This is a genomic window from Streptomyces sp. NPDC038200, from assembly GCF_055600785.1.
In genome coordinates this window covers 68183-83801 of record NZ_JBVJYH010000010.1, presented here as the reverse complement: position 1 = coordinate 83801, position 15619 = coordinate 68183, and the positions used below count along the sequence as shown (strand labels likewise).

Annotated in this window: 15 protein-coding genes and 1 pseudogene; 8 read left to right on the top strand and 8 right to left on the bottom strand. The window is 72.4% G+C overall.

Features of this window, described 5'->3' with window-relative positions:
- Window positions 1-106: 106 nt before the first annotated feature.
- Window positions 107-490, bottom strand: coding sequence for a nuclear transport factor 2 family protein (locus ACZ7KF_RS21720; RefSeq protein ID WP_471077312.1), 384 nt, complete (start codon window positions 488-490; stop codon window positions 107-109).
- A 326-nt stretch (window positions 491-816) separates the two neighbouring features.
- Between ACZ7KF_RS21720 and ACZ7KF_RS21715 the strand changes: the two genes are divergently transcribed.
- From ACZ7KF_RS21715 to ACZ7KF_RS21695, 5 genes and pseudogenes are all read left to right on the top strand, one after another.
- Entirely contained in the window at window positions 817-1227 is a 411-nt protein-coding gene (locus tag ACZ7KF_RS21715) for a hypothetical protein (protein ID WP_471077309.1), read from the top strand.
- Window positions 1228-1435: 208 nt separating this feature from the next.
- Window positions 1436-2008 (top strand): hypothetical protein, encoded by a 573-nt coding sequence (locus tag ACZ7KF_RS21710; protein WP_471077306.1) that lies wholly within the window; start codon window positions 1436-1438, stop codon window positions 2006-2008.
- Complete coding sequence (locus tag ACZ7KF_RS21705) at window positions 2005-2991, top strand: serine/threonine-protein kinase (RefSeq protein ID WP_471077303.1); 987 nt, start codon at window positions 2005-2007, stop codon at window positions 2989-2991. The genes ACZ7KF_RS21710 and ACZ7KF_RS21705 overlap by 4 nt, the downstream gene beginning before the upstream one ends.
- Window positions 2992-3225: 234 nt before the next feature.
- Window positions 3226-4479, top strand: a pseudogene (locus ACZ7KF_RS21700) (DUF6777 domain-containing protein); the annotation flags it as partial.
- A gap of 480 nt (window positions 4480-4959) precedes the next feature.
- Window positions 4960-5412, top strand: a complete 453-nt coding sequence (locus ACZ7KF_RS21695; RefSeq protein WP_471077300.1) for an ATP-binding protein — start codon at window positions 4960-4962, stop codon at window positions 5410-5412.
- A gap of 88 nt (window positions 5413-5500) precedes the next feature.
- Here ACZ7KF_RS21695 and ACZ7KF_RS21690 read toward each other — a convergent pair whose 3' ends face one another.
- Together ACZ7KF_RS21690 and ACZ7KF_RS21685 are read right to left on the bottom strand one after the other, a co-directional pair.
- Window positions 5501-6391, bottom strand: a complete 891-nt coding sequence (locus tag ACZ7KF_RS21690) for an RNA polymerase sigma factor SigF (RefSeq protein WP_471077297.1) — start codon at window positions 6389-6391, stop codon at window positions 5501-5503.
- Between the two features lie 298 nt (window positions 6392-6689).
- The gene (locus tag ACZ7KF_RS21685) at window positions 6690-7922 is read right to left on the bottom strand and encodes an epoxide hydrolase family protein (protein ID WP_471077294.1); all 1233 of its coding nucleotides are present in this window, start codon (window positions 7920-7922) and stop codon (window positions 6690-6692) included.
- Window positions 7923-8042: 120 nt separating this feature from the next.
- Here ACZ7KF_RS21685 and ACZ7KF_RS21680 point away from each other — a divergent pair, with 120 nt between their 5' ends.
- A complete protein-coding gene (locus ACZ7KF_RS21680; protein WP_471077291.1) occupies window positions 8043-8525 on the top strand; it encodes a VOC family protein in 483 nt (160 codons plus the stop codon).
- Between the two features lie 13 nt (window positions 8526-8538).
- Here ACZ7KF_RS21680 and ACZ7KF_RS21675 read toward each other — a convergent pair whose 3' ends face one another.
- From ACZ7KF_RS21675 to ACZ7KF_RS21660, 4 genes are read right to left on the bottom strand one after another with little or no spacing between them, the layout of a single operon-like run.
- Window positions 8539-9447, bottom strand: coding sequence for an aminoglycoside phosphotransferase family protein (locus tag ACZ7KF_RS21675; RefSeq protein WP_471077288.1), 909 nt, complete (start codon window positions 9445-9447; stop codon window positions 8539-8541).
- Window positions 9448-9500: 53 nt separating this feature from the next.
- Entirely contained in the window at window positions 9501-10379 is an 879-nt protein-coding gene (locus tag ACZ7KF_RS21670) for a geranyl diphosphate 2-C-methyltransferase (RefSeq protein WP_471077285.1), read from the bottom strand.
- A 55-nt stretch (window positions 10380-10434) separates the two neighbouring features.
- Window positions 10435-11487 carry a family 2 encapsulin nanocompartment cargo protein terpene cyclase gene (locus ACZ7KF_RS21665; RefSeq protein WP_471077282.1) on the bottom strand — a complete coding sequence of 351 codons (1053 nt, stop codon included), beginning with the start codon at window positions 11485-11487 and terminating at the stop codon, window positions 10435-10437.
- Window positions 11488-11504: 17 nt separating this feature from the next.
- Entirely contained in the window at window positions 11505-12947 is a 1443-nt protein-coding gene (locus ACZ7KF_RS21660; protein ID WP_471077279.1) for a family 2B encapsulin nanocompartment shell protein, read from the bottom strand.
- Between the two features lie 314 nt (window positions 12948-13261).
- Between ACZ7KF_RS21660 and ACZ7KF_RS21655 the strand changes: the two genes are divergently transcribed.
- Together ACZ7KF_RS21655 and ACZ7KF_RS21650 are read left to right on the top strand one after the other, a co-directional pair.
- Window positions 13262-14056 carry a VOC family protein gene (locus tag ACZ7KF_RS21655; protein WP_471077276.1) on the top strand — a complete coding sequence of 265 codons (795 nt, stop codon included), beginning with the start codon at window positions 13262-13264 and terminating at the stop codon, window positions 14054-14056.
- A 34-nt stretch (window positions 14057-14090) separates the two neighbouring features.
- Window positions 14091-14789, top strand: a complete 699-nt coding sequence (locus ACZ7KF_RS21650; protein ID WP_471077273.1) for a ribonuclease H family protein — start codon at window positions 14091-14093, stop codon at window positions 14787-14789.
- On the opposite strand, the gene melC2 is transcribed toward ACZ7KF_RS21650, so the two are convergent.
- Window positions 14790-15611 (bottom strand): tyrosinase MelC2, encoded by an 822-nt coding sequence (gene melC2 / locus ACZ7KF_RS21645; RefSeq protein WP_471077270.1) that lies wholly within the window; start codon window positions 15609-15611, stop codon window positions 14790-14792.
- Between the last annotated feature and the right edge of the window lie 8 nt (window positions 15612-15619).

The following is a 15619-nucleotide window of genomic DNA, read 5'->3' as shown; positions in this document are numbered from 1 at the left end:
CGTTCTCCCGGCCGCGCGGTCGCCGTCGTGAGGTCCCCGCCGCTCCCGGAGCCCGTCCCTTCGGAAGGGCTCCGGGAGCGGCGGAACCCCTCGTGGACGCCGCTCCTCACGCCCCGGCGGGCACCCGGTCGAGGAATCCGAGCACGGAACGGATACGGCCGTCCGCGTCCAGCGTGATCACGTCGAAGCCGGCGACCGGAGCGGACCCGTCGGCCTCGCTCACCAGCTCCCAGGAGAAGCGCGCCGTGTCGTGGTGGCCGTCGACGGTGCCCGAGGGCCGGAAGGCGAACCCCGGGAACTGCTCGTGCGCGGCCGCGATCACGGCCGCGATGCCGTCGTGGCCGCTGACGTCGGCGAGGGGGTCGGTGTATCCGCCGTCCTCGGACCAGGCCACGGCCACCGCCTTGGCCAGCTCCTCCGGTCCGGTGGCGTTCCAGGCGTCGAAGTAACGGGCGACGGCGGTCTCGTAACGGTCGGTGTGCGCGGACATGGGCGATCAGCCTCCATCGAGGGGTTCGGTACTGGTCAGGACCCGGATCCCGGCTTGCGGCGACCCGGTACGACCACCCTGCCCGCCGCCGCGCGCACCGTCGATTACCCCTCAGGTCATGGCCGCCTCCGCCGCATTCAGGCCACCGGCCGGGCGGAATATGCCAAGAGAGTGGCCGGAAAGTCATGGTGACAGTGGTTCAGCAGTGAACATACTCGTCAGTGTGGAACTTCACTTCGAGCGAGGTTCCGATCACGCACCGCACATGGGTCGCATCGAAAGCGAGGCCGGCCGGCAGGCGAACGACGCTACCGGGGGGAGTGCGCATGCACGACGAGTTCCTGTGCCATGTCACCGCGTACGGCACCTGCGGCGGACAGCGCGTCGGAGTGCCCCTCGGCACCTACCGGGCGCCCACCCTGGCCCTCGCCCTGTGGTGGCTGCGCGACCGCGCGAGCTGGATCGCCGACCGCCTCGACCCGCAGCCCGAGGCCGGACACTTCCCGTCCCGCTCGCTCGTCCCGGTCGCCGACACCGTGCCCGACGTGCCGGCCGTACTGCGCGCCTGGTGCGGCGACCCCGCCCAACAGGAACTGGTCGCCGACGAGTTGGCCGCGGGCCGGCTGGTACGGCTCGCGACCGGTGACGACACCACCGAGTACGAGCTGCTCGCGGAGTCCGTCGACGCGCTGCGCATGCAGCGGACCGTCCCGGCGCTCGTCGTACCCGTCGCCTGACCGGCGGACCCGGGCGCCGCGCGGGACGCCCCGTGACGCGGCGCGGGGCGCGGACGTGTGCGCATCGGTAGAATTTCGGCATGGCCGAGTGGCCGGTCATGTCGCCCGCACCCGCACACGCGAGGGTGCCGGAGGCGGGCCGCACGGTGCGCGACCGCCCGGCCGCCGCGCCGGCAGGAGCCGGCCGTGACGCGGAAGTAGGCAGGCGATGACCGCTCCCGGATTCCGGCCCACGCACGTCGTCCCGCGGCGCGGCATGCCCGCCTGGGAGGCACCGGACCCGGCGCGGCCCACGGTGCCCCTGGACCCGCTGCTGCCGGTGCAGCTCCTGGAGCGGCGCGGCGACTGGGGGCGCATCCGCTGCGCCAACGGCTGGTCCGCCTGGGTCGACGGCCGCTGCCTGGTCGCCGTGCCCGAGGATCCGCCCACCGCCGACGGCACCGACGGCACCGACGGCACCGACGGCAACGGCGACACCGCGGATCCGCGGCCCCTGCTGGCCCGTGCCGAACAGGCGCTGGCCGACTACCGGGCCGCCGTGGAGGAGCTGGCGTCGGGTGCCCTGGACGGCGAGGGCTTCGCGGGCCGAGCCCGGGGAGTGAGGATCGGGCTCGTGGTCGACGGCGAGTCGATGTGGCTGTACGACCCGCAGGAGGGGCGGTGGATGTACGGCGACGGACGGCGGCTGAGCACCCACGCCACCGACCGGCCGGTGACCGGCGCGGACGACCCCCGGCACGCCCCCACCCGGCTGGTCGTGTCCGAGGGTGAGCGCGGATGACGGACGAGGCCGGCCTGTTCTCCGGCGGCCCCGCCGGACTGGTCGGCCGGCAGGTGGCGGGCTACCGCATCGAGGGCGAGATCGGGCGCGGTGGGATGGCCGTCGTGTACCGCGCGCACGACCTGCGCCTGGACCGCACGGTCGCCCTCAAACTGCTCGCCCCGGAACTGGCCCGCAACGACACCTTCCGCAGGCGTTTCACCCACGAGTCGCAGGTGGCCGCGTCCATCGACCACCCGCACATCGTGCCCGTCTTCGAGGCCGGCGAGACCGACGGGGTGCTCTACATCGCCATGCGGTACGTCCCCGGCAGCGATCTGCGCCACCTCCTGGACGGGAACGGACCGCTGTCGCCGCCGGACGCGGTGCGGATCGCCGCCCAGGTGGCCTCCGCCCTGGACGCCGCCCACGAGCACGGCCTGGTCCACCGGGACGTGAAGCCCGGCAACATCCTGGTCGCCGAGGGCGCCGACCGCGACCACCCCGAGCACGTGTACCTCACCGACTTCGGGCTCACCAAGAAGTCGCTGTCCCTGACCGGGTTCACCAGCGTGGGCCAGTTCGTCGGCACCCTCGACTACGTGTCCCCGGAACAGATCTCCGGGCGCCCGGTCGACGGCCGCTGCGACGTCTACGGTCTCTCCTGCGTCGTCTACGAGACCCTCACCGGCCGCCCCCCGTTCCGGCGCGAGGACGACATGGCCCTGCTGTGGGCCCATCAGTACGACGAGCCGCCCCCGCCGAGCCGGACCCGCCCCGGCCTCGCCCCGGCCCTCGACCCCGTCTTCGCCACCGCCCTGGCCAAGAGCCCGGACGCCCGCTACGCCACCTGCCTCGCCTTCGTCGCCGCCCTGCGCACGGCCGTGGCCACCCCCGGCACCGGCGGCAGGCCCGGCCCCCCGGTGCCGGCCGAGGCCGCCGTCCGGCCCCCGTCCTGGGCCGCTCCGGTCCTCGGCTCGTCCGGGAGCGGGAGTGGGGGCTGAGAGCGACGACGAGGGACGCCCGGTCAGGCCGCCGCCCGCGAGCGCCGATGCCGAGCAGGGGCAACCCGTAGTGCGCCGTGGCGCGTCGCCCGCCGGGTGGGACGCCCGCGTCGGCTTGCGGGCCGCACCGCCCTCCGGCACACAATGGGGGCAATGTGCATGCAAACGCACCAAAGAAGGGTTTAACGACCCTGGTGTGAGCGCAGCCGCGCATCGCGACGGGAAGAAGTGCTCGTGAGCGTCGAACCTCCGAACTCCGACCGCCCCACCGGGCCGCCCTCCGGCCCCCTGTCCGGCTCTTCCCCACTGCCTTCAGGACCGCCGCCCTCCGGACCGCCGTCCGGTCCGCCGCCGTCCGGTCCGCCGCGCGGGCAGCCTCCGCCGAGCGCCCCCGGACCCGAGGAGCCACACCGGCCGTGGTGGCGGTCGGTGCCCCGCCTGGCCGCGCTCACCGCCGTGCTGATCGTCGGTGCCGTCCTCGCGGTGGTCCTCACCCGACCCGGCGGCGGATCCTCCGCCGAGGGCGGCGAGATCTTCCTGGAGGCGGCCAACAGTACGGGCGAGCACCCGTTCACCGAGTCGACCGCGACCGACGGCTCCGCGCGGCCCCCGTCACCCACCCGCGGCTCCACGCCCCCCGCCACCGGCTCCACCGCACCCACCGGCGCGGCCAACGTGATCCGCGGGGTGCAGGGCGGGGCGCCCGGCCTCTACAGCGGCACCCGGAGGACCCCCAGCTGCGATGTCGAGAAGCAGATCAGGGTGCTGCGCGCCGACCCGGACAGGAACCGGGCGTTCGCCTCGGTGGTCGGCGTGCGGCCCTCCGCCGTCGCCGCATATCTGCGCTCCCTCACCTCCGTCCAACTGCGCGCGGACACCCGGGTCACGAACCACGGGTACCGCAACGGCGTCACCACCACCTACCAGTCCGTCCTCCAGGCCGGTACGGCGGTGCTCGTCGACGGACACGGCATGCCCCGGCTGCGCTGTGCGTGCGGCAATCCGCTGGCCGACCCGGTCGCCCGGCGCACCGCGCCGAAGCTGGTGGGGGAGCGCTGGTCGGCGTACCGGCCGGCGGACGTCGTCGTGGTGAAGCCGGCTCCGGCGATCGTCACGGTCTTCGTGATCTACGACCCGCGCCACGAGGAGTGGGTGGACCGCCATCGCGGCGACGGCACCGGAGGCCGCGACGGGAACGCCAGGCCGCCGAAGGACCCGGATCCGTGGAACCGGCCGCTGCCGTGCGCGGCCACCCCGGGGACGACCCGTACGCCGGGCGCCACGTCGCAGCCCTGTACGCCGACCGCCGCGCGGACCGGTCCCTCGATGTCGTCCCCGACCTCGTCCTCGCGGACTTCAGGGCCCTCGTCCGCCTCGAAGCCGACGTCCTCCACGCCGACGGCCTCGTCGGAGTCGACGTCTCCCGCCGCGCGACCGACGTCCCCGTCCTCGAAGTCGACGCCGCCCACTCCCAGGTCGCCCTCGCCGTCCCCGAGGTCCACGGCCCCGTCCTCGACCCCGCCCCCCGCGTCCACCGCCCCGGCCACCTCGCCCACCTCCTCGTCGCGCCACGGGAATACCTCGCCGTCGAGGCAGACGCCGTCGGCCGGGATCGCGCCGACCGGGACCCCGTCGACGGAGTCGTCGGCCACGGAGCCGTCGGCCTCGTCGCCCGGGTCCGCGGCGACCAGGACGTCCGCCGGCACGGCTCCGGCCTCGTCCGCTTCCCGCCCGGAGTCCGCGCCGGGACAGGTCCCCGGGACGGGAGTACAGCCGCAGACGACCTCGTCCGAGCGGGAGGAGCCGGGCTCTCCCACGACCTGAGACGCCTCATCGGCCCCTCCGGCGGGTGACGATCGTCACTGTGCGCGGTCAGCGAACGTATTGGGTGGACTGGCGGGCCCCACTCGGGGTACGAGGACTGGTGCAACAGCGACCGGCCGGACCGGGCATTCCGAGAGAGACAGCATGACCGAGCACCTGGGCGGGGCAGTGATACCGACTGGTTTCGACGTACCCGTGGAGCCGCTGCGAAGCGCGGCGCACTACACCGGCGAACCCGGATGCATCGCCGAGGCCCGTGCCTTCGCGGCGCAGTTCCTCCGGCAGCTGCGGACCGAATGGTGCGCCGCCACCGACGGCCGCGCCGACGGCGAGCTGCTTCTGATGGTGAGTGAGCTGGTGACCAACGCCGACCGGCACAGCAGCGGCCCGTACATCCTGGAGCTGGAGGGCACGGACAGCTCGATCGTGGTGTCCGTGTACGACAGCAGTACCGCCCTGCCCCGCCGCTTCCCGAAGGACCCTCAGCGCGTCGGACGGCACGGTCTGGAGATCGTGCACGCCCTGGCCTCGGAGGTCACCGTGGAACGCGTCCCGGTGGGGAAGCGGGTTCGGGCGGTGTTCCCGCTCGGACGCTGACCCTGCCGAGGGCCCCAGAACTGCCCCACCGCGTCGAGCCCTCGGATCCAGCCCTGAGGCGCCGGGAAAGCCCCTCAGGGCCGCCGTGTCACGCGCAGCCGAGTTCGCCGAGCATCCCCTGGCGCAGCCGGGTGATGATCCGCTTGATCAGCCGGGAGACATGCATCTGGGAGCATCCGAGGCGCTCCCCGATCTCCGCCTGGGTGGCTTCCTCCACGAACCGCAGATGGATGATCTGCCGGTCGCGGTCGCTCAGCTCCGCCATCAGCGGCGCCAGGGCGTGGAAGTCCTCGACGAGCCGCAGCCCCTCCTCCTCCACGCCGATGAAGTCGGCGAGCACCGCCTCGCCGTCCTCGGGGCCGTCACCGGTGAGCGCGGCGTCCAGCGATGCGGAGTTGTAGCCGTTGGAGGCGAGCTGGGCCTCGACCACCTCGCCAGCGGAGAGGTTCATCAGCGTGGCCAGCTCGGCCACCGTCGGGTCCCGGTCCAGCCGGCTGGACAGCTCCTCGCGGGCCTTGGCCAGCTCCACCCGCAGCTCCTGGAGCCGCCGCGGCACATGGACGGCCCAGGTGGTGTCCCGGAAGAAGCGCTTGATCTCGCCGACGATGTACGGCAGGGCGAACGAGGTGAACTCGACCTCGCGCGAGAGATCGAACCGGTCGATGGCCTTGATCAGGCCGATCATGCCGGTCTGGACGATGTCCTCCATGTCGTCGCCACGGCCCCGGAACCGTCCGGCCGCGAAGCGCACCAGCGACATGTTCATCTCGATGAGGGTATTGCGCGCGTACTGGTACTCGTGCGTACCCTCCTCCAGCTCGGCGAGCCGACGGAAGAACTCGCGGGACAGCTCGCGCGCGTCCCGTGGTGCGACGGACGCCGGGTCCGCGATGCCAGGCAGTGATCCCTCGCCCGTCCTGTCCTGCTCGGTCCGCTCGAGGACCTCTGCTCCCGACCGGATCCCGGCGGCGGTATCCATTACCTCTCCCACAAAAGTCACGGCTGGACATCAGCCTGTTCGGCCTCTGCATCCGATCTTGTTCAGATCGCGTGCTCCGCGGGTACCCGGTCTCGGGCGGGCCATGCGTCCCCGCCGAGACGCTCACAGGGCGCCTACCCGCCGTGACGCGTCGCATGCCACCTCTGTGCCGCACCGGCGTGAAACAGCCCCCGCACGGCGCCGACGAGGGGCTCCTCTGCCGTGGGGCCGGTGCCGTGGACCGCACCGGCCCTCCCAGGGGCTCTGCCGGGCCGACCGGCCCGGCAGCCCCGCCGGGTCACTGCTCCCGGAGCTGCCGGAAGAACGCCCGGACATCGTCGAGCAGGAGGTCCGGCTCCTCCATGGCCGCGAAGTGGCCACCCCGGCCGAACTCCGTCCAGCGCACCAGGTTCTCGGTGCGCTCCGCCTTGTGCCGCAGCGGGATCTGCGGTTCGGCGGGGAACAGGGCGAGCGCGGTCGGTACCGTCGACGGCTCGGCCGGGCGGGCGGTACGGCCGGTGGCGTGCGCCCGCTCGTAGTAGATCCGGGCGGAGGAGGCGGCCGTGCCGGTCAGCCAGTACAGCATCACGTTGGTCAGCAGCCTGTCCCGGTCGACGGCCTCCTCCGGCAGCTCCGCGCAGTCGCTCCACTCCCGGAACTTCTCGATGATCCAGGCGAGCTGGCCGACGGGCGAGTCGGTCAGGGCGTAGCCGACGGTGTGCGGCCGGGTCGACTGGAGCACGGCGTATCCGGTGCCCTCCCGCGACCACTGCGCCCAGGCGCGCCACGACCGCAGCGTCCGCTCCCGCTCCTCGGGCCCGAGCCCGGCCAGTTCCTCCTCGGCCGGCTCGGTGGCCGCGTGCGCGCCGGGCAGCAGGTTGAGGTGGACGCCGATCACCCGGTCGGGATGGGCGCGGCCCAACTCGCGGGTGATCGCGGCGCCCCAGTCGCCGCCCTGGGCGCCGAACCGCTCGTAGCCGAGCCGGCGCATCAGCTCCGCCCAGGCGTCGGCGACCCGGCCCGCCTCCCAGCCGGGCTCCGTGGTGGGCCCGGACAGCCCGAAGCCGGGAATGGTCGGCACCACGACGTGGAAGGCGTCGGCCGGATCCCCGCCGTGGGCCGCCGGGTCGGCGAGCGGCCCGGCCACCTCCCAGAACTCCACGAGCGAGCCCGGCCAGCCGTGGGTCAGCAGCAGGGGGGTGGCGTCCGGTTCGGGGGAGCGCAGGTGCGCGAAGTGGATGTGCGCGCCGTCGATCGTGGTGGTGAACTGCGGCCACGCGTTCAGCCGCGCCTCCGCGGCACGCCAGTCGTAGGTGTGCCGCCAGTATCCGGCCAGCTCCCGCAGATAGCCGGCAGGGACGCCGTACTCCCAGCCCGCGCCGGGCAGTTCGGCGGGCCAGCGGGTGCGGTCGAGGCGGTCGTACAGGTCGTCGAGGTCGCTCTGCGGCACCGCGAGGCGGAAGGGCCGGACGCTCTCGTCGGGGGACTCGGGGGACTCGGGGGACTCGGAGGCATCGGTGGTGGAAGCCATGATCCGGATGCTAGGCGGGAGTCGCTCCGCCGTTCGGGTGATACGTGGATGCGGCCGATGAGTTTCGACGCGGCCGGCGGTCGATACGGATGACCGCGTCCCACGCTCCAGGAGGTACTCATGACCACCGACGGATTCACCACGTGTCTCTGGTTCGACGGCCAGGCCGAGGAGGCCGCGCACTACTACGTGTCGGTCTTCCCCGACTCCCGCGTCGGCCGCGTCGTCCGGTGGACCGAGTCCGGACCCGGCCCGGCCGGCTCCGTGCTCACCGTGGAGTTCACGGCCAACGGCCAGAAGTTCGTCGCGCTCAACGGCGGCCCCCAGTTCACGTTCAACGAGGCCGTCTCCTTCCAGATCATGTGCTCCGACCAGCAGGAGATCGACCACTACTGGACGAAGCTCACCGAGAACGGCGGCGAGGGCGGCCCCTGCGGCTGGCTCAAGGACCGGTACGGCGTGTCCTGGCAGGTCGTCTACGCCCGGCTGATCGACATGGTCGGCGACCCGGACCCGGAGAAGGCCGCGCGTGCCACCAAGGCCATGATGGGGATGGGCAAGCTGGACGTCGCGGAGCTGGAGAAGGTGTACGCGGGCGAGTAGCGGACCGGGGCGCCTACCCCGTCTCGGCGAGGATCTCGGTGATCACATGCCGGGAGTTCTCCGCCAGGGCCGGGTTGGTGTGCCAGTAGTAGGGCAGCTGGATCAGCGCGACCGACAGCGCCCAGCCCCGGCCGCGCGCCCACTCCGCGTCGTCGGCGCCCACGGCCTTGCGGAAGGTGTCCCGGGCCGTCGCGGGCAGCAGGTTCCAGGCCACCATCAGATCCACGGCGGGGTCGCCGACCCCGGCGGTGGCGAAATCGATCACGGCGCTCAGCCGGCCGCCGTCGACCAGCACGTTGCCGGGAGACAGGTCCCCGTGGGCCCACACCGGTGGCCCGGAGTGCCCCGGGGCCCGCAGCGCCTGCTCCCAGCAGGCCGTCACCGCCTCGGTGTCGACCCTCCCGCCCAGCTCGGCGACGGCCGCGCGGGTGGAGTCGTCACGGACCCCCAGGGGGCCGGCCCGGTAACCGGGCGGACCGTCCCGGGGGTCGACGCGGCGCAGTGCGCGCACGAACGCCCCCAGCTCCTCGGCGAGCCGCTCCGGCGTCTCGACGGCACCCGCCACCGGATTGCGGCCCTCCAGCCAGCGGTAGACGGACCAGGGCCACGGGAAGTCCGCGTCCGGTCCGCCCACCCCCAGCGGCTCGGGCACCGCCACCGGCAGCAGCGGGCCGAGCCGGGGGAGCCAGTTCAGCTCGTGCGTCACGTCCGGTACGGCGGCCGGGCGCCGGGGCAGCCGCACCACGAGGCCGGTCCCCAGGCGGAACATGGCGTTCTCGGTCCCGGAGGACGGAAGACGCCGGACGGGCAGCGGGGCCCACTGCGGGAACTCGCGGGCGATCAGACGCCGGACCAGCGGGGCGTCGAGGTCGACCTCGTCCGTGTGCATCCTCTGCGGATGCCGGCTGTCGAAGGCACTCATCGGAGCCATCCCAGCGCCTCGCCGCCCTCGCTGTCGACGGATTTTCGGCGGGCTCAAACCCGGTCGGCCACGATGAGCAGATACTGGAAGCTGCCGTTGCGGTACGCGGACAGGAAGGTGTCCTCGATGCCCGTGACCAGGTGGTCGGCCTCCCTGCGCAGCTCCCAGTACGGAAGGGTGGCCTCCGTCAGGTCCTCGACATGGACCGGCACCAGCCGGTTCCGGGCCATCGCGCGGAAGTACTCCGAGCGCGGATGGATGTCGCAGATGTAGTGCGCGTTGATGAGGGACACCTCGCGGGAGGCCTGCCCGTAGGTGTCGTTGTAGCAGCCGGTGATCACCACGTAGCGTCCGCCCCGGCGCAGCAGCCGGGCGTGTTCGGCGAACAGCAGGTCCAGTTCGACGTACATGGTGGACTCGTTGTTCCAGGACGCCGCGTACCCGCCGGTCTCGAAGCCGGTGTCGAGCATGTTGCGGTGGTGGTAGCGCACCTTGTCGTCGATGCCCCGCGCGCGGGCCTGCGCGTTGGCGAACTCCGCCTGCTTCGCCGAGATGGTGACACCGTCGGCGTGGCAGCCGTGCCGCAGATGCGCCACGACGCTGCCGCCGCCGCGGCCGCAGCCGGCGTCGAAGACCCGGTCGGCGGGGGAGAGCGGCCCCAGGTGGGAGGCGAGCAGCTCGGCCTGGGCGTGTTCGAGCCGGTGCAGTTCGGTGGTGACGCGCTCCCGGCGCAGCGTGCTGTCCGGCTCGTCGAGCACCGAGCGGTCGGCCGCCCCGATTCCGTAATGGTGGTGGTAGAGATCGTCGATCTTGCCGAGCTCCAGGTTGACCGGGTTCTCCTCGGCGTTCCAGTAGTCGGCGACGCGACTCTGGTAGGTGGACTGGGCCGGCACGGAAACGGATGCGGTCCGGGCGACGGGCACGGTCGTCAACGGTGACTCCTCATGGCGCATGTGACGGTGTTTCGTTCCGCGGAAGCGGGGGCGCTTACCAGTACTCGGGCAGGTGGTAGCGGTGGGTGTTGGTGGCGTGCCACTCGTGGTTGCCGGACACCCAGGCGGCGAGCCCCTGGGCGTAGCGCTCCACGAGGGGCGAGGTGCCCGCCAGCAGGGCGGACTCCTCCTCGAAGGCCTCCATGATCCGGTTGTGGATCTCGACGGACTTCAGATAGGCGGCCTTCAGCCCGCGGCGGTCGTTGGCCGCGACCACCTGCGGCAGGTTGAGGTGGTTCGGGTCGCTGGCCAGCTCCTTGGTGAAGGAGTACAGGTCGTTCACGATGGTGGTGGCGTTGCAGGCGAGCGCGGTGATCCGCTGGATCTCGGGGCGGGCGTAGATCTGCTCGGGCAGTTCGTAGCCGTCGACCGCGTCGACGATCGACAGACAGGGCCGGAAGTTGTTGAACTGCCGCATCACCAGGTACTCCCACACCCTGGGCACGTACCGGGTCTCGGCCCAGGCGGCCTCGGCCAGATAGCCCAGGTGCAGCCGTGCGATGTCGTGCACGAACCGGTCGGTCTGACTGGGCGTGGCGAAGGCGGCGTAGTCGGCGAGGGCGAAGTGGTACGAGCGCAGCGGACCGTCGGCCCGCACTCCCCGGCGCCACTCCTCCTCCAGTTCCGGGATGCCGTGGTAAGGGTCGAGCGCCGACTGGGCCACGACCAGCCGCCCGCCCAGACCCCGGCGCGCGCCGCCCCGGCCCTCGTCCTCCTCGCAGTAGCAGGAGTCGACGACGTTCTCGGCGAGCAGCAGCTTGCCGGCGGCCGTCAGGCGCTCCAGGTCCAGGGCGCCCGGATGCTGCAGCACGACGGCCCGGCCGAACTGGAAGCCGGAGAAGTCCCCTTTCCACGCCTCGGGGAACAGGTCCAGCCCGCGGGCCCAGGTCTCCAGCCGGCGGTCGACCTCCGCGGCCTTCGCCGGGTCGGCGGGAGCGGCCGGCTGGTGGTGCAGTCCGGGGATCGTCCCGGTGCGCCGGTCGCGGCGCATGCTCCGGGCGATGTCGGGCGGACCGGGCAGCCGGTAGGAGTCGGTCGGTGTGCTCATGGCGGTGCTCCCGGCCGTCACTCGGCCGTCCGGCCGAGCTGGACGTTCTCCAGGATCCCCGCCGCGTCGGGAACCAGGACGGCCAGCGAGTAGTAGGCGGTGACGAGGTAGTTGACGACGGCGGCGCTGTTGATCCCCATGAAGCGGACGTTCAGGCCCGGCTGGTACTCCTCGGGGATACCGGTCTGGTAGAGGCCGACCACGCCCTGGTCGGCCTCGCCGGTACGCAGCGCGATGATGCTGCTGGTGTGGTTCTCGGTGATCGGGATCTTGCTGCACGGGAAGATCGGCACCCCGCGCCAGGCGGGCACCTCGTGACCGTCGACGCTCGCGGTGCCGGGCACCAGGCCCCGCCGGTTGCACTGCCGGAAGAAGGCCGCGATCGCCTTCGGATGGGCGAGGAACACCTTCGTCTTGCGCCGCATCGCCAGCAGTTCGTCCATGTCGTCCGGCGTCGGCGGCCCCGCGAAGGTGCTGATCCGCTGGCCGTAGTCGACGTTGTGCAGGAGCCCGAACTCGCGGTTGTTGACCAGCTCCCACTCCTGCCGTTCGCGGATCTCCTCGACGGTTAGCCGCAGCTGCTGGGCGGTCTGGTCCATCGGGTCGTTGTAGAGGTCGGCGACCCGGGTGTGCACCCGCAGCACGGTCTGGGTGAGTGACAACTCGTACTCGCGCGGGGTGAGTTCGTAGTCGACGAAGCCGCCCCGCAGGGTCGGCTCGCCCACATGGCCGGCCTGTACGGGCACCTCCGCCTCGCCCTTGCGGTTCATCGGCCGGCGCTGCCGCTCGACGTACGCCGCCAGGTGGGCGGCGAGGGACGGCACCCGCTCGGTGAACTCCTCCACCACCGCCCAGGGCAGCGCCAGCACCACACCGGCGGTCTCCGCCCGGACCGAGGCCAGCCACAGCGGATCGGACTGGCCGACCGCCTCGTCGCCCATCTGGTCGCCGTCGGTGACGACGCCGACGATCTCCTCCTCGCCGTACTTCCCGGTGGCGTAGCGGGTGAACCGTCCGTGTGCCACGAGGTACGCCTCGGTGACCGGCTGTCCCGCCTCGAACAGCACCTGGCCCGGGCGCACCTCCCGTGGCTGGAAGCGGCCGGCGATCTCCCGGAGCACGTCGAGGTCGGGATAGCCGCGCAGGATCGGCAGCTCGGTCAGTGTCTCGGGCACGACCCGGATGTCGTCGGCGCCGTTCTGCTCGAAGTGCACACGTCCGCGGCCGGTGCGCAGTTGCAGACGCCGGTTGACCCGGTAGGCGCCGCCCTTGACGTCCACCCACGGCAGGGTCTTCAGCAGCCACCGCGAGGTGATGGCCTGCATCTGCGGTGCGGACTTGGTGGTGGTGGTCAGCTGCCGGGCCGCCCGGGTGCCCAGGCTGGTGAGCTGGGCGTCTGCGGGCGCCCCGGGCTCGGATTCGTCGACTGCGGAACCGGTGGCGATGTCCGGAGTGGACACATTCCCTCCTGCGGAGAGGCGGACGGGGGAGAGGTGGATCGGTCGGCGGTGCGCAGGGTGCCGGTGCGCTCGGACCAGCCAAACAGGACGGCCGATGTCCTGGTACAGCGCGAAAGGGGCGGTTTCGATCATGGTGTGGTGCAAACCTGCCGCCGAGAGCGCGCTGGGGAAGATGGGGCGATCGCGCGCCGGTGTCACACCTCCGCACCCTGGGGCGGGAGGGGTTTCGGCGTCCGGCGTTCGGCGCGCGGGCCGACCGCGGGATGACTAGCGTGAGGGAGCGGGACAGACCAGCTGAACGGGAGGGCCCGATCATGGCCGTGCAACCCGAGGGAACGCCCTGCTGGGCCGATGCGATGTTCAGTGACGTCGAGGGAGCGAAGAGGTTCTACGGCGACGTCCTCGGCTGGACCTTCGGCGAGTCGTCGTCGCAGTACGGCAACTACACCCAGGCCTACGTCGACGGCAAGGCCGTGGCGGCCGTCGTCCCGCCCATGCCCGGCCAGGAGGGCCAGTCGCAGTGGTGCCTGTACTTCGCGTCGCCGGACGCCGCGGCCACCGCGGAGCGGATCCGGGAGCACGGCGGCGAAGTGCTGATGGAGCCGATGCAGGTCGCCGATTTCGGCACGATGTGCCTGGCCCGGGAGCCCAGCGGGGCCGTGTTCGGCGTGTGGCAGGCGGGCACCCACGAGGGCTTCGAGACCACGGCCACGCCCGGCGCCTACTGCTGGGCCGAGGTCTTCACGCGTGACGCGGAGCAGGCGGACGCCTTCCTCTCCGCGGTCTTCCCGTACCGGATGAAGCAGATCGAGGACGACGCGGTGGACTTCCGGATGTTCGACATCGGCGAGGACACCGTCCTCGGCCGGATGCGGATGACCGACGACTTCCCGCCCGAGGTGCCGTCGTACATCAACGTCTACTTCACCGTCGACGACTGCGACACGGCCGTCGACCGGGCCGTCAAGCTCGGCGGGATCCTCCGCTTCGGGCCGATGAGCAGCCCCTTCGGCCGGTTCGCCGCGCTCGGCGACCCGCAGGGCGCCAACTTCTCGGTGATCGACATCACGACCACCGAGGGCGAGATGCCGAAGATCAAGGACGTGTGACCCGGCCCGGAACAGCGCTCCGCCGGGCCATGGCATGATCGAGCACATGCGTGAACGTATGGTGGCCGCGTGCGACGGGGCTTCGAAGGGGAACCCCGGACCGGCCGGATGGGCGTGGGTGGTCTCGGACGACGACGAGCGGACCCCCGCCCGCTGGGCGGCGGGCCCGCTCGGCAGGGCCACCAACAACGTCGCGGAACTGACGGCCCTGGAACAGCTCCTCGCGGCCGTCGACCCGGACGTGCCGCTGGAGATCCGGATGGACTCCCAGTACGCGATGAAGGCCGTCACCACGTGGCTGCCCGGCTGGAAGCGCAACGGCTGGAAGACGTCCGCCGGCAAGCCCGTCGCCAACCAGGACCTGGTGATCCGCATCGACGAGCTGCTCGGCGGCCGCTCGGTCGAGTTCCGCTACGTGCCCGCCCACCAGGTGGACGGCGACCCGCTGAACGACTTCGCCGACCGCGCGGCCAGCCAGGCGGCCTCCGTCCAGGAGCCGGCCGGCAGCGCGCTCGGCTCGCCGGAGCCCCCGCCGTCGCCGGACACCCCGAAGGCGGCCGGGGCGCCGCGCGGGAAGACGCCCCGCCGCACCGGCGGCGGCGCGTCCTCCCGCACCATCAAGGCGAAGTTCCCCGGCCGCTGCCTGTGCGGCCGCTCCTACGCGGCCGGCGAGAAGATCGCCAAGAACGCGCAGGGCTGGGGCCACCCGGAGTGCCGCACGGCCGAGGCCTGATCAGACGTCGAACGTGTAGTGCGCGGTGTGGTCCAGCAGGTCCGCGGGGCGCACGTCGTTCCACGGCTTCATGGTGTCGTTCAGGTCCACCACGTCCGGCGTGCCGGCCGCCGGCACATAGGCCGCGCCCGGGTGCCGGCGCTGCCACTCCGCCCACAGCTTGTCGACGTAGGCGTGGTGCAGCCAGAACACCGGGTCGTTGGGGGACACGCCGGTGGCCATCTGCCCGCCGACCCAGACGTGCACCCTGTTGTGCAGGTTCACCCCGCGCCACCCCTCCAGGTGGTTGCGGAAGCCGTCCGAGGCGCTGTTGTACGGCGCCATGTCGTACGTCGCCATCGACAGCACCGAATCCACCTCGGCGCGCGTCGGCAGCTCGCGCACGCCGGTGCCGAGCGAGCGGCGCAGGAACGTACGGCCGTCGACGCGCACGTTGATCGTCCAGTTGCCGGTGGAGGCGGCGAACGGACCGTCCGTCACCCGGCCGTCGGAGCTGCGGCCGGTGCCGCCGAGGAAGTCGGGGGCCCACAGCGAGGCGCGCACCGTGCGGTCGGTGCTCCAGTCCCAGTAGGGCAGCGCGACCGAGGAGTCCACGGACTGCAGCGCCTGCTCGAAGTCGAGCAGGAATCTGCGGTGCCAGGGCAGGAAGGAGGGCGAGCGGTGGCCGGTGCGCTCGCCGGTGTCGGTGTCCGCCATGATGAACTCGTTGTGCGTGCGGACGAAATCGTCATAGCGCCCGCTGCGCTTGAGTTCGAGGACGGCGCCGACGAACCGCTTCTTCTCGTCGGCGGTCAGGGCGGCCTGGTTCTTGCGTACGGTCATGGTGCGCG

Coding starts and splice junctions, on each gene's coding strand:
- ACZ7KF_RS21720 (WP_471077312.1), bottom strand. CDS start 490: ATGTCCGCGCACACCGACCGTTACGAGACCGCCGTCGCCCGTTACTTC.
- ACZ7KF_RS21715 (WP_471077309.1), top strand. CDS start 817: ATGCACGACGAGTTCCTGTGCCATGTCACCGCGTACGGCACCTGCGGC.
- ACZ7KF_RS21710 (WP_471077306.1), top strand. CDS start 1,436: ATGACCGCTCCCGGATTCCGGCCCACGCACGTCGTCCCGCGGCGCGGC.
- ACZ7KF_RS21705 (WP_471077303.1), top strand. CDS start 2,005: ATGACGGACGAGGCCGGCCTGTTCTCCGGCGGCCCCGCCGGACTGGTC.
- ACZ7KF_RS21695 (WP_471077300.1), top strand. CDS start 4,960: ATGACCGAGCACCTGGGCGGGGCAGTGATACCGACTGGTTTCGACGTA.
- ACZ7KF_RS21690 (WP_471077297.1), bottom strand. CDS start 6,391: ATGGATACCGCCGCCGGGATCCGGTCGGGAGCAGAGGTCCTCGAGCGG.
- ACZ7KF_RS21685 (WP_471077294.1), bottom strand. CDS start 7,922: ATGGCTTCCACCACCGATGCCTCCGAGTCCCCCGAGTCCCCCGAGTCC.
- ACZ7KF_RS21680 (WP_471077291.1), top strand. CDS start 8,043: ATGACCACCGACGGATTCACCACGTGTCTCTGGTTCGACGGCCAGGCC.
- ACZ7KF_RS21675 (WP_471077288.1), bottom strand. CDS start 9,447: ATGAGTGCCTTCGACAGCCGGCATCCGCAGAGGATGCACACGGACGAG.
- ACZ7KF_RS21665 (WP_471077282.1), bottom strand. CDS start 11,487: ATGAGCACACCGACCGACTCCTACCGGCTGCCCGGTCCGCCCGACATC.
- ACZ7KF_RS21655 (WP_471077276.1), top strand. CDS start 13,262: ATGGCCGTGCAACCCGAGGGAACGCCCTGCTGGGCCGATGCGATGTTC.
- ACZ7KF_RS21650 (WP_471077273.1), top strand. CDS start 14,091: ATGATCGAGCACATGCGTGAACGTATGGTGGCCGCGTGCGACGGGGCT.
- melC2 (WP_471077270.1), bottom strand. CDS start 15,611: ATGACCGTACGCAAGAACCAGGCCGCCCTGACCGCCGACGAGAAGAAG.